General features: G+C 73.1%; 12 protein-coding genes. 6 read left to right on the top strand and 6 right to left on the bottom strand.

Going from position 1 to position 12,486, the window contains the following annotated elements; translation table 11 throughout:
• Position 1: 1 nt before the first annotated feature.
• From R4Z62_RS23210 to R4Z62_RS23195, 4 genes are all read right to left on the bottom strand, one after another.
• Complete coding sequence (locus R4Z62_RS23210; RefSeq protein ID WP_355476955.1) at positions 2–2,623, bottom strand: ATP-binding protein; 2,622 nt, start codon at positions 2,621–2,623, stop codon at positions 2–4.
• 276 nt (positions 2,624–2,899) lie between these two features.
• Positions 2,900–3,223 (bottom strand): STAS domain-containing protein, encoded by a 324-nt coding sequence (locus R4Z62_RS23205; protein WP_018571473.1) that lies wholly within the window; start codon positions 3,221–3,223, stop codon positions 2,900–2,902.
• A gap of 147 nt (positions 3,224–3,370) precedes the next feature.
• Positions 3,371–4,219 (bottom strand): 3-hydroxyacyl-CoA dehydrogenase family protein, encoded by an 849-nt coding sequence (locus R4Z62_RS23200; RefSeq protein ID WP_385494881.1) that lies wholly within the window; start codon positions 4,217–4,219, stop codon positions 3,371–3,373.
• A gap of 169 nt (positions 4,220–4,388) precedes the next feature.
• Positions 4,389–5,030: a TetR/AcrR family transcriptional regulator gene (locus R4Z62_RS23195; protein WP_389597675.1), complete on the bottom strand. Its 642-nt coding sequence runs from the start codon at positions 5,028–5,030 to the stop codon at positions 4,389–4,391.
• Between the two features lie 91 nt (positions 5,031–5,121).
• On the opposite strand from R4Z62_RS23195, the gene R4Z62_RS23190 reads away from it, so the two are divergent.
• From R4Z62_RS23190 to R4Z62_RS23180, 3 genes are read left to right on the top strand one after another with little or no spacing between them, the layout of a single operon-like run.
• Complete coding sequence (locus R4Z62_RS23190) at positions 5,122–5,913, top strand: ABC transporter ATP-binding protein (RefSeq protein ID WP_355476755.1); 792 nt, start codon at positions 5,122–5,124, stop codon at positions 5,911–5,913.
• A 45-nt stretch (positions 5,914–5,958) separates the two neighbouring features.
• Positions 5,959–6,708, top strand: coding sequence for an ABC transporter permease (locus R4Z62_RS23185; RefSeq protein ID WP_064535296.1), 750 nt, complete (start codon positions 5,959–5,961; stop codon positions 6,706–6,708).
• A gap of 13 nt (positions 6,709–6,721) precedes the next feature.
• A complete protein-coding gene (locus R4Z62_RS23180) occupies positions 6,722–7,294 on the top strand; it encodes a cob(I)yrinic acid a,c-diamide adenosyltransferase (protein ID WP_355476758.1) in 573 nt (190 codons plus the stop codon).
• Here the strand turns inward: R4Z62_RS23180 and R4Z62_RS23175 are convergent.
• The gene (locus R4Z62_RS23175; protein ID WP_491520781.1) at positions 7,227–7,937 is read right to left on the bottom strand and encodes a hypothetical protein; all 711 of its coding nucleotides are present in this window, start codon (positions 7,935–7,937) and stop codon (positions 7,227–7,229) included. The two genes, R4Z62_RS23180 and R4Z62_RS23175, sit on opposite strands and share 68 nt — an antisense overlap.
• A gap of 149 nt (positions 7,938–8,086) precedes the next feature.
• Here R4Z62_RS23175 and R4Z62_RS23170 point away from each other — a divergent pair, with 149 nt between their 5' ends.
• The 3 genes from R4Z62_RS23170 to R4Z62_RS23160 all read left to right on the top strand — a co-directional run bounded on the left by R4Z62_RS23170 (position 8,087) and on the right by R4Z62_RS23160 (position 11,862).
• Positions 8,087–9,265 carry a sensor histidine kinase gene (locus R4Z62_RS23170; protein WP_491520780.1) on the top strand — a complete coding sequence of 393 codons (1,179 nt, stop codon included), beginning with the start codon at positions 8,087–8,089 and terminating at the stop codon, positions 9,263–9,265.
• The gene (locus R4Z62_RS23165; protein ID WP_491520779.1) at positions 9,262–9,903 is read left to right on the top strand and encodes a response regulator; all 642 of its coding nucleotides are present in this window, start codon (positions 9,262–9,264) and stop codon (positions 9,901–9,903) included. The genes R4Z62_RS23170 and R4Z62_RS23165 overlap by 4 nt, the downstream gene beginning before the upstream one ends.
• 126 nt (positions 9,904–10,029) lie before the next feature.
• Complete coding sequence (locus R4Z62_RS23160; RefSeq protein WP_355476764.1) at positions 10,030–11,862, top strand: glycosyl hydrolase family 18 protein; 1,833 nt, start codon at positions 10,030–10,032, stop codon at positions 11,860–11,862.
• 120 nt (positions 11,863–11,982) lie between these two features.
• Here R4Z62_RS23160 and R4Z62_RS23155 read toward each other — a convergent pair whose 3' ends face one another.
• Positions 11,983–12,429: a DUF2550 domain-containing protein gene (locus R4Z62_RS23155; protein ID WP_018571463.1), complete on the bottom strand. Its 447-nt coding sequence runs from the start codon at positions 12,427–12,429 to the stop codon at positions 11,983–11,985.
• Between the last annotated feature and the right edge of the window lie 57 nt (positions 12,430–12,486).

Here is a 12,486-nt window from a genome sequence, read left to right as displayed (position 1 = left end):
CTCAGACCGTCCCGGCGTCCGGACCGGCGGTGCCGCCGTCGCCGCCCTCGCCGCTCTCGGGCGCCGTCGCGGAACTGCTCGCCGTGGCCGGGGCCGACAGGCTGCTGGTGACGGTGCTGGACGGGCTGGTGGTGTCCGTGCCCGTCGGCGCCGGAGAGGTGGACTGCGACGGCGGGGGCGTCGAGTGGGACGGGGTCGAACTCTGCGACGGCGACGTGCTCTCCGAGGGCGGCTGACCGGCTGTGCCGGACGGCTTCGGCGTACCGCCGCCACCCGTGCTGCCGCCCGTCCCCGTCCCCTTGGTGGAGCTGGAGCCCGGAGAAGGCTTGCCCGAGGCGCCCGGAGGCACCGGGTCGTCCGAGGTGCCGGGGGTGCCGTCGGGTCCCGGGTCCGTGGGCCGCCCGCTGGGCGCGACGGTCGCCGAGGCACCCCCGGTGTCCGGGGCGCCCCCGTCACCGCCGCTGCCGCTGCCGCCGTCCTGCGGGCTGTCGGCGGCCGGGTCGCCGTCGCCGGCGTCCTGGCTCGCGGACGGGTTGCCGCCGACCTTCCCTGAGGGATCGTCGGTGTCCTTGTGGGAGGTGGCCCCCAGCGTCACCACCGTGCCGAGGACGGCCGCGAGGAGCGCGCCCGCGCCCGCCGCCACCAGGTTGCGCCGGGCGAAGCCCTTCAGCCCGGCGCGGTGCCTGGCCGGGGCGTGGGAGGGCGGCACGGACGGTCCGTGGGGGACGGTCGGCGCACCGCTGTCCGAGGGCTGGTAGGTGACCAGCGTGCCGGACGTCTCCTCGGCGGGCGGCCGCAGCGCCGGGAAGGGCGCGGGAACACCGCTGGGCGGCGACACCGGCTCCTCCGGGAGGTACGGCGTGCCCTCCCCCGGGCCGAGGGCGGCCATCGCGCCGAGCCCCGGCGCGGTGCCCGAGCGGTCCGCGACCAGGGCGAGCGCACGGCGTCCGGCGACGGTGCCGCGCCGGTCGGAGAGCGCGCCGCGCAGGCCGATGGAGGCCTCCAGCTCGGCGCGGGCCCGGTCCAGCAGGCCGCCGCAGAGCGCGAGGATGCCCAGCTCGTGGTGGAAGTACGCCTGCTCGGCGACCTGTCCGGCGAGCCGGGACGCCTCGGTGCCGAAGCGCAGCGCGCGTTCCCAGGCGCTCCAGCCGAGTCCGGCGGCGAACGCGGGCGCCGCGGCGCGGGCGAGGTGGACGGCGGTGCTCTCCTCGCCCTCGGCGGGCGGCGCGGTGAGCGGTACGAGCACGGCGAGGGCGGCGAGCACGGCGTCCGCCTCGGCGGTGACCCGCTCGGGCGTCACCGAGGGGTGCGCGGCCCACCAGGCGTAGTGCCGGGCGGCGCTGTCGGCCCGCTCGGCCGCGTCGTCGCCGTATCCGGCGGCCTCCAGCTGGGTGAGGACGCCGGCGGCGAGCCGGTGGCGGGAGCCGACCGGGGAGACCAGGCCGCAGCTCGCCAGTTCGCCGAGGGCGGCGTCGGCGTGGGTGTCGCCGATCAGGGCGGGCAGATGGGCCTGGTGGGGCACCTCGCCGCCGAGCGCGACGGCGAAGCGCAGGGTGGCGCGGGCCGAGTCGCTGAGCCGGGAGGCGAGCAGCGGGGCGGGCGCGGCGGCCTCGCCGAGCGAGGGCAGGGGCACGTCGTCGCCGTCGCCGCCCTCGAAGGGGGCGTCCTCGGGCGGGGTGTCGGCGAAGACGCCGAACTCCTCCACGGCGCTGGTGCCGGCCCGCAGCCGGTCGCGCTGGCGCAGCAGGGCGCCGGCCTGGACGAAGCGCAGCGGCAGGCCCTCGGACTCGAACCAGAGGTCGCCGGCCCAGTTGGCCTCCTCCTCGGTGAGGATCCGGCCGGCGCCGCGCTCGATGAGTTCGACGCCGCCGGCCCGGTCGAGGCCGCCGAGGAAGACCTCTTCGACGGCGGAGTCGGCCGAGGGCGCGGGCACGTCCGGGGTGGCGGCGATCAGGAAGGCGCACTCGGGTGTCGCGTCGAGGAGTTCGTCGAGCGCGGTGCCGCCGAACTCGATGTCGTCCAGGACGACGACGGCGCCGATCTCGCGCAGGTGCTCCAGGAGTTCGTCGCGGTCCGGCCGGTGCAGCGGGGCGTGCCGTACGGCGTGGAAGAGCTCGTGCAGCAGGTCGCCCGCGGTGCGGCGGTGGCCGTTGAGCCGGACGACGCCGTCCGGGGCGAGCCCGGCGCAGTCCTGGGCGACCAGGTCGAGGAGGCTGGTGCGGCCGGAGCCGCCGGGGCCGGTGAGGCGTACGGAGCGGCCGCGGGCCAGCAGCCGGACCAGCCGCTCGCGCTCCTCCTGGCGTTCCAGGAGGGGTTCGGGCGAGGGCGCGGGACCGGACGGGACGGGCGGCTTCGCCGCGCGGTCGGCCTCGGTGCGTTCGGCGGCCGTGCGCGGGCGCGGGCGGCCGGGTACGTCGGCGGGCGGGCAGACCTCGATCTCGCTGCCGTCGACGGGGTTCACGGTGAGCAGGAAGTCGCCGGTGACCAGGCGCACGGTACGGGCCGGTGCGGCGGCGGGCGGCGGGAAGTCGGCGGCGCGGGACGTGCCGGGATGGCGCCGGCCGGGCGTGTGGCCGTCGCCGTCCTGGCCCATGTCCTCGGGCTCCCGGGTGTTCGGGTCCATGGGTTCCATTGCGTGCAAGCTCCCCAGAGGCGTCGTGTGCTGCTGGTCCAGCCCTCCCGGCCGTGTGCCGCACTGCGCGCTGTCGCTCTGGTCCGGGCCCGCTCGAGGGTGGCGAGGCAGCGGGCGACCGAACCCTAAACCTTCGCACAGTATCGCCGACAGGGCGGGGTACCGCGGAGCCCGAGAGGTCACGGTCTCGTGAGGATTGGGGCCGACGTCACGTTCCGTGCCGTCCGGCCGGGCCCCGTCCGCGGCCGGTCCGCCGCCCGCGGGAGGTCACACGCGGGGCAGGGACTCCACGCCGATGCCGCCCTCGATGGCGAGGATGCGGTGCAGCCGGGTGGCGACCAGCAGGCGCTGCATCTGGGCCGGTACGCCGCGCAGGACCAGGCGCCGGCCGCAGCGGCCCGCGCGCCGGTGCGCGCCCATGATCACACCGAGTCCGGTGGCGTCCCAGGAGTCGAGCCCGGACAGGTCGAGGACCAGGTCGCCGACACCGTCGTCCACGGCCGAGTGCAGGGCCGTACGGGCGTCCGCCGCGCTGCGGACGTCGAGCCGGCCCCCGACGACCACCTCGGTGTGGTCGCCCCTGATGTACATATGCGCTCCCCGTGAATGCGGTGGCGTGCTCCGTGTGACGGTGACTGTGCAACGTCTGACTGCGTGTGTGGCGATGCGGTTGCTGTCTGTGGGCGAACCGATACCGAATTCACCCCGAAGGGTGATACGGCTGCCCCCGGAGCGGTCTCAGTGCTTGTAGAAGCCCTGCCCGCTCTTGCGCCCGATGTCACCGGCGTCAACCATCCGGCGCATCAGTTCCGGCGCGGCGAACTTCTCGTCCTGGGTCTCGGTGTAGATGTTGCCCGCGGCGTGCAGCAGGATGTCGACGCCGGTGAGGTCGGCGGTGGCGAGCGGGCCCATGGCGTGGCCGAAGCCCAGCTTGCAGGCCAGGTCGATGTCCTCGGCGGTGGCGACGCCCGACTCGTAGAGCTTGGCCGCCTCGACGACGAGGGCGGTGATGAGACGGGTGGTCACGAAGCCGGCCACGTCGCGGTTGACGACGATGCAGGTCTTGCCGACCGACTCGGCGAACTCCCGCGCGGTGGCGAGGGCTTCGTCGCTGGTCTTGTGGCCGCGGACGAGTTCGACGAGGCGCATCATCGGCACCGGGGAGAAGAAGTGCACGCCGACGACCCGTTCGGGGCGCTCCGTGACGGCCGCGATCTTGGTGATCGGGATGGCGGAGGTGTTGGAGGCGAGGACGGTGTCCTCGCGGACCAGCTTGTCGAGGGTGCGGAAGATCTCGTGCTTGACGTCGAGCTTCTCGAAGACGGCCTCGACGACGACGTCGGCGTCCGCTGCGGCGTCCAGGTCGGTGGTGGTGGTGATCCGGCCGAGGGCGGCCTCGGCGTCCTCGGCGGCCAGCTTGCCCTTGCCCACGAACTTGTCGTACGACGCCTTGATGCCGTCGGTGCCACGCGTGAGCGCCTCGTCGGTGACGTCCCGCAGGACGACGTCCCAGCCCGCCTGCGCGGAGACCTGGGCGATGCCGGACCCCATGAGACCGGCTCCGATGACGGCGAGCTTGCGTGCCACTGAGACTCCCCTGGTGAACGACTGCGCAGGCGCCTGCGCGCGGCTGAAGGACGGCTTTCACGCTCTTTGCGTCTATGCCTCTCGGCGGACACTAGCGCCCGCGCGGCGCTGTGTGACCGGTAAGTAACGCGCGTCACGTCTCAATTGACGGACATCACACCGGCAGGGGTCACTGGGCGCCCCGGACGGCGTAGTTGAGCACCTTCTCGCTCAACACGTCCTCGATCTCGTCGAGGAGGTCCAGCACCTCGCGGGACACCTCCCGGGGGGCGCGGCCCGCGAGCATCTCGCGGCCGACGGCCGCCATCACGGTGGCGTGCACCCAGCCGATCTGACCGGACATCAGGCCGGGCAGCGGGTCGTCCGCAGGGGCTCCGGTCTCCTCGCGCAGGGCCTGTTCCAGGGTGGCCTGCACCTCCTGGCCGACCGCCCAGAGCCGGGAGCGCAGCGCGGGCGCGTCCTCGATCACCCGCATGAAGGGGGCGTACCCGGTGAAGAGGCCGATGCGCGGCGAGACCGCCTCGACCTCCGCGCGCAGTTCGCGCAGCACGGCCCGCGCGGCCGACTCCCCCTCGTCCCGGCCGCGCACCCAGCGGGCCAGCCGGTCGGTCACCCCGGCGGCGCGGTCGAGGAAGAGGTCCTCCTTGGCGGGGAAGTAGTTGTAGACGGTGTTGACGGAGACGTTCGCCGCCTCGGCGATCTCGGCGACCGTGACGGCGTCGAAGCCGCGCTCCAGGAACAGCCCCGTGGCCACGTCCGAGATGTACTGCCTGGTCTGCCGCTTCTTCCGCTCCCTGAGCCCCTCTGCCATGGCCGGATCCTATCCTCCCCGGAGCCGTTCTTGGTGGACCTGAAATTTTGGTGGCGTTGCAAAATTTCAGAGACCCTGTTTTTCTGGAGGCATGCCACCAGCAGTCATCAGCGCGGCCGGACTGGCCCGCACCTTCCAGACCAAGCGCGGCCCGGTCGAGGCCGTGCGCGGAATCGACCTCACCGTCCGGCAGGGCGAGATCCTCGGCTTCCTCGGGCCCAACGGCGCGGGCAAGACGACCACCCTGCGGATGCTCACCACCCTGCTCGCGCCGACCGGCGGCACCGCCGTCGTCGCGGGCCACGACCTGGCCACCGACCCGGCCGGGGTCCGGCTCGCCTGCGGCTATGTCGCGCAGTCCGGCGGGGTCGACGGCCAGATCACCGTGCGGGAGGAGCTGGTCACCCAGGGCCGGATGTACCGCCTGCCCAAGGCACGGGCCGTCGAGCGGACCGCGGAACTGGCCCGCGACCTGGACCTCACCGAACTGCTCGACCGCAAGACCTCCGCGCTCTCCGGTGGCCAGCGCCGCCGGCTCGACATCGCGATGGCCCTCACCCACCGCCCGCGCGTGCTCTTCCTCGACGAGCCGACCACCGGCCTGGACCCGGGCAGCCGCGCCGACCTGTGGGACCTGGTCCGGCGGCTGCGCGACGAGCACGGCACGACCGTCTTCCTGACCACCCACTACCTCGACGAGGCGGACGCCCTCTCCGACCGGCTGGTCGTCGTCGACGGGGGCCGGGTCGTCGCGGAGGGCACACCGAGCGCGCTCAAGCTGGAGTACGGCGGTTCGATCGACGCCTCGCTCCAGGACACCTTCCTCGCCGTCACCGGCCGCAGCCCCGCCCCGGCCGCAGGCACCGCCCCCGTCGCCGTCTGACCGCCCGGCCCCCGACGGCCCACGCACCCACCCAGGACATCCCTCATGCTGCTCCACGACACGGCCCTCGTCTACGGCCGCTATCTGCGCCAGTCCCTGCGCTCCCGCTTCGCGCTCCTCTTCGGCGTCCTCACCCCGCTGCTCTACCTGCTCTTCTTCGGACCGCTGCTCACCGGGCTGCCGCTGGGCGGCGGCGGCAGCTCCTGGCAGGTGCTCGTCCCCGGACTGCTGCTCCAACTGGGGCTGTTCGGCGCCCTGTTCGCCGGATTCATGATCATCATCGAGAAGGGGCAGGGGGTGGTGGAGCGGATGCGGGTGACCCCGGTCAGCCGGCTCGCGCTGCTGCTCGGCCGGGTGCTGCGGGACACCACCGTCTTCCTCTTCCAGGCCGTGCTGCTGGTGCTGGCCGCGCTGGTGATGGGCCTGCGGGCGCCGCTGGCCGGCGTCCTGATCGGCTTCGGCTTCGTCGCCCTGCTCACCGTCGCGCTCGCCTCGCTGTCCTACGCGGTGGCGATGAAGGTCAGCACCCCGCAGCAGTTCGGCCCGCTGATCAACGCCGTGTCCATGCCGTCGATGCTGCTGTCCGGCCTGATGCTCCCGATGAGCCTGGCCCCCGCCTGGCTGGACGTCCTCTCGCACTTCGTCCCGTTCCGCTATCTGGTGGACGCGGTGCGCGACGCCTACGTCGGCGAGTACACCGGTGCGCACATGCTGTACGGGGTCCTGGTGGCCGTGGGCTTCGCCGCGCTGTCCGTGACGGCGGGCACTCGGGTGTTCCGTACCGCCGGGGCGTAACTACGCTGGCGTCATGGTCAATCTGACGCGCATCTACACCAGGACCGGCGACCAGGGCACCACCGCCCTCGGCGACATGAGCCGGACCGCCAAGACCGACCTGCGGATCTCGGCGTACGCCGACGCCAACGAGGCGAACGCCGTGATCGGCACCGCCCTCGCGCTCGGCGCCCTGGACGCCCCCGTGGCCGAGGTGCTCACCCGGGTGCAGAACGACCTGTTCGACGTGGGCGCCGACCTGTCCACCCCGGTCGTGGAGAACCCGCAGTACCCGCCGCTGCGGGTCGAGCAGTTCTACATCGACCGGCTGGAGGAGGACTGCGACCGCTTCAACGCGGAGCTGGACAAGCTCCGCTCCTTCATCCTGCCCGGCGGCACCCCCGGCGCGGCCCTGCTGCACCAGGCGTGCACGGTGGTCCGCCGGGCCGAGCGGTCCACCTGGGCCGCGCTGGAGGTGCACGGCGAGACGATGAACCCGCTCACCGCGACCTACCTCAACCGCCTCTCCGACCTGCTGTTCATTCTCGCCCGGACGGCGAACAAGGAGACCGGTGACGTGCTGTGGGTGCCGGGTGGCGAGCGCTGAGGGAGCCGGTCCCCTCCCCTGCCGGGGACTCACCCTTCGAGGGCTCCCCCTCCGAGGGCTCCCCCTCCGGGGACTCCCCCGGCACCGCCTCCGGGGTCTTCGGGCCCTTCTTCGGGCCCTTCTTCGGGAAGACCAGGTAGGTCAGGGCGATCAGGCCGTGGATCACGAGGATCCGCAGCACGGTCGTCTGCCAGGCGCGCAGCGGATCGGTGCCCGCGCCGTCGCCGACGTACCGGATCGCCGCCTGGAGCAGGGCGAGGGCGACCGCCGAGGCGAGCAGGGTGCGCAGCCACAGCCGCCCCTCGTGGCGGGCGCGCGCCAGACCGTACCGGGGCGGCTTCGGCGGCCGGGGCGCGCCGCCGAGGCGGTGGGCGGCGTGGCCGTCGAGCCAGCGGACCGTGGAGTGCCCGTAGGCGACGGTGAAGCCGATGTACAGCGCGGCCAGACCGTGCTCCCAGCCCGGCTCGGCGCCGTTTTTGAGGTCGACGGCGGTGACGGCGAACAGCACCACCTCCAGCAGCGGCTCGGCCAGCAGCAGTGCCACACTCAGCCGGCGCCGCTTCAGCAGGTAGCGGACGGCCAGGCCCGCGGCCAGCAGGACCCAGAAGCCGGCCTCGCAGGCGACGATCAGTCCGACGATCACGATTGCTCCTCTCACTCCCCACCAGCGTCGCCGCCTGCCGGGGCCCGTGCGTCGTCGGCGGTGACGAGGTGCGACTGCATCCTTCGATGTACGCGCGGACCGTTCCGCGGGACCAGGCGCCCGGCCGCCGGGCCGTGTTGGATGGACGCATGGCCCTCGGACCCGCCCGCCCGCACCGCGACGACCTCGCGATCGCGCTGGCCGGGCTGCTCGGCGGACTGCTGCTGTGGGGCCTGGGCCTGGGCGTGCGCACCCCGGGCGACCCGCTCGTGCTGTGGGCCGGGCGCCTGCCGGTGCTGCTGCCGCTGGCGGTGACCGCGGGCTGCGAGGTGCTGCGCCGCACCCGCCCGCGCACGGCCCTGCTGACCGGCACCGCCGCGGTGGCCTGCGACACGGTCACCCAGGGCAGCCTGGCCACCCTGGTGATGTTCACCGACCTCGTGTACGCGGGCGTGCTCTACTCCGCCGCGGCCTGGGCCCGGCGGGTGCTGTGGATCACCGGTCTGGTCACGGTGGCCGCCACGCTGGTGCCGCTCGCGGTGTGGCGGGTCCCCGAGGCCCTGCTGATCGGGGTCGTCACCGGCATCGTGACGTTCGGCCCGGCCGCCACCGGCTGGAGCGTGCGCAATCACCGGGAGGCGGCCGAGGCCGCCCGGCTGCGCGCCGAGCAGACCGCGCTGCTCGCCGAGACGGACCGCGTCCAGGCGGTCGCGGCCGAGCGGGCGCGGATGGCGCGGGAGCTGCACGACATGGTCGCGGGGCATCTGTCGGCCATCGCCATCCACTCCACCGCCGCGCTCTCCCTGGACGACCCGGCCACCAGCCGGGACGCCCTCGCCGTCATCCGGGAGAACAGCGTCGACGGGCTCACGGAGATGCGGCGGCTCATCGGGCTGCTGCGCGAGGGCCCGGACGGGGACGCCCCGGCGGCGGTCCCCACCCTGGACGGCCTCGCCGCGCTGGTCGCCTCCGCCCGCGCCGGCGGTCTGGACGTCGCCCTCGGCGCCGGCCACGGGAAGGTGCCCGCCCCGGTGGAACTGGCCGCGTACCGGATCGTGCAGGAGTCGCTGACCAACGCGCTCAAACACGGCGGCGAGGGGCCCGTGCGGGTGAGCGTCCGGGAGCGGGACGACGCCCTGCGCATCGAGGTCAGCAGCCCGTACACCGGCCGGGAGGCCCCGCGCGCGCCGGGTTCGGGCACCGGTCTGATCGGGATGCGGGAGCGGGCCGTGCTGCTGGGCGGCACGTTCGGCGCCGGCCCGGAGGACGAGCGGTGGACCGTGCGGGCCGTGCTGCCGCTGTCCGGGTCCCAAGGAGGCTCCGCGTGATCCGTGTCGTCGTCGCCGAGGACCAGTCCGCCGTACGGGCCGGGCTCGTGCTGATCCTGCGCAGCGCGCCCGACATCGAGGTGGTGGGCGAGGCGGCGGACGGCGAGCGGGCGGTCGAGCTGGCCCGGGAGCTGCGGCCCGACCTGGTGCTGATGGATGTGCAGATGCCGCGCCTCGACGGGGTGTCGGCGACCGCGCTGGTGACCGGCGAGGGGCTGGCGGACGTGCTGGTGCTGACCACCTTCGACCTCGACGCGTATGTGTTCGGGGCGCTGCGGGCCGGGGCCGCCGCGTTCCTGCTGAAGGACACCGAGGCGCGGGACCTGCTGACCGCGGTGCGGACGGTGGCACGCGGCGAGGGGCTGATCGCGCCGGCGGTCACCCGGCGGCTGATCGCCGAGTTCGCGGCGCGGGCGCCGGCCGGGCCGACCGAGCCTCCGGCGGCGCTGGAGTCGCTGACGCGCCGGGAGCGCGAGGTGCTCTCGTGTCTCGGGGAGGGGCTGTCCAACGCCGAGATCGCGCTGCGCCTCTCGATGGCGGAGGCGACGGTGAAGACGCACGTCAGCCGTCTGCTGGGCAAGCTCGGGCTGCGGAGTCGGGTTCAAGCCGCCGTTCTCGCGCAGGAGTTGGGTATCTAGTCGAACCGGCGGTGCATTGGTCCAGACCTATTGACCTCTGGTCCAGACCTTTCTACTCTCGCAGCACCGCGGGGCGTGAAGGCTCAGTCATGCCCCTGACATTCTTCCCCCGACAAGGAGGCGCGCATGCGCTTCAGACACAGAGCCGCGGCGGGGTTCGCGACCCTCGTGCTCCCCCTCGCCGGAATCGTCGGCCTCTCGGGCCACGCCCAGGCGTCCGCCGAGGCGGCGCCCACGGCCACCGCCACCTTCACCAAGACCGGTGACTGGGGCAACGGCTTCGGCGGCAACTGGACCGTCAAGAACACCGGCGCCTCGGCGATCAGCTCCTGGACCGTGGAGTGGGACTTCCCGTCCGACACCAAGGTCGGCTCCGCCTGGGACGCCACGGTCACCAACTCCGGCAACCACTGGACCGCCAAGAACGTCGGCTGGAACGGCGCCATCGCCCCCGGGGCGTCGGTCTCCTTCGGCTTCAACGGCACCGGCCCCGGCTCCCCCTCCAACTGCACGCTCAACGGCGGCAGCTGCGACGGCGGCCCCAGCGTCCCGGGCGACAACCCGCCCTCGGCGCCGGGCACCCCCACCGCCTCCGGGGTCACCGACACCTCGGTGAAGCTCTCCTGGGGCGCCGCCACCGACGACAAGGGCGTCAAGAACTACGACGTCCTGCGCGACGGCAAGAAGGTCGCCACCGTCACGACCACGTCCTACACGGACAACGGTCTGACCGCGGGCACCGACTACTCCTACAGCGTCCAGGCCCGTGACACCGCCGACCAGACCGGTCCGGTCAGCGCCCCGGTCGCCGTGCACACCACCGGAGGCGGCGGCGGCACCCCGCCCACCGGCGACAAGGTCAAGCTCGGCTACTTCACCGAGTGGGGCATCTACGGGCGCAACTACAACGTCAAGAACCTGGTGACGTCCGGCTCCGCGTCCAAGATCACGCACATCAACTACGCCTTCGGCAACGTCACCGGCGGCAAGTGCGCGATCGGCGACTCCTACGCCGACTACGACAAGGCGTTCACCGCCGACCAGTCGGTCAGCGGCGTCGCCGACAACTGGGACCAGCCGCTGCGCGGCAACTTCAACCAGCTGCGCCAGCTGAAGGCCAAGTACCCGAACATCAAGGTGCTCTACTCCTTCGGCGGCTGGACCTGGTCCGGCGGCTTCGGTGACGCGGCCAAGAACCCGGCCGCCTTCGCCCAGTCCTGCTACGACCTGGTGCACGACCCGCGCTGGTCCGATGTCTTCGACGGCATCGACATCGACTGGGAGTACCCGAACGCCTGCGGTCTGACCTGTGACACCAGCGGCCCGGCCGCCCTGAAGAACCTGGTGTCGGCACTGCGCGCCAAGTTCGGCAAGGAACTGGTCACCGCCGCCGTCACCGCGGACGGCTCGGACGGCGGCAAGATCGACGCCGCCGACTACGCCGGCGCCTCGCAGTACCTCGACTGGTACAACGTGATGACGTACGACTTCTTCGGCGCCTGGGACGCGAAGGGCCCGACGGCTCCGCACTCCCCGCTCACCTCGTACTCGGGCATCCCGAAGGACGGCTTCAACACCGCCGACGCGATCGCCAAGTTCAAGGCCCAGGGCGTGCCCGCGAAGAAGCTGCTGCTCGGCATCGGCTTCTACGGCCGCGGCTGGACCGGTGTCACCCAGGACGCCCCGGGCGGCACGGCGACCGGAGCGGCGCCCGGCACCTACGAGGCCGGCATCGAGGACTACAAGGTCCTCAAGACCAGCTGCCCGACCACCGGCACCATCGCCGGTACGGCCTACGCCCACTGCGGCAGCAACTGGTGGTCGTACGACACCCCGGCGACCATCAAGTCGAAGATGGCCTGGGCCAACAGCCAGGGCCTCGGCGGCGCCTTCTTCTGGGAGTTCAGCGGTGACACCAGCAACGGTGAACTGGTGAGCGCCCTCAGCAGCGGCCTGTAGGCACAAGCCCGCAGCCCCTGTGACACACCGAAGCTCCCCCCGGACGGCGGACCGGGGGGAGCTTCTTCATGCCTGCCTCTTCGCGGGGGACCCCCATCCAGCGGGGCCCTGAACGTCGCTCTACGCGACGTTCACCCTCTGGCCGGGCGGGGCCGCCTCCAGCCAGGCCAGGAAGCCGGTGAGCGCGTCCTCACTCATGGCCAGTTCGACCCGGGTGCCCTGGTGCAGACAGGTGAGGATCACCGCGTCGGACAGCAGGGCGAGTTCCTCCTCGCCCTCGGGCCGCCGGCGGCCGGCCACCTCGATGGACGCCCGCTCCAGCGTGCGCCGCGGGCGGGGCGCGTAGGAGAAGACCCGGTACCACTCCACGCGGTCGCCGTTGTAGCGGGCCACACCGTAGCTCCAGCCCTTGCCACTGGTGTCGGGCTCCTCCGGCACGTCCCAGCGCAGAGAGCAGTCGAAGGTGCCGCCGGAGCGCTGGATCAGTCTGCGCCGCAGACCGAAGACGAACAGTCCCACCACCACGAGCGCGACCACGACCGAGCACACAGTCAGAGCGAGGACCATCGGCACCGACCTCCTCGTCTCCTAGGTAATGGAACGGAAAAAACACCCGCATCCACC

This window comes from Streptomyces sp. PL-25, assembly GCF_058344915.1.
This window is presented reverse-complemented; position numbering and strand designations above follow the sequence as displayed.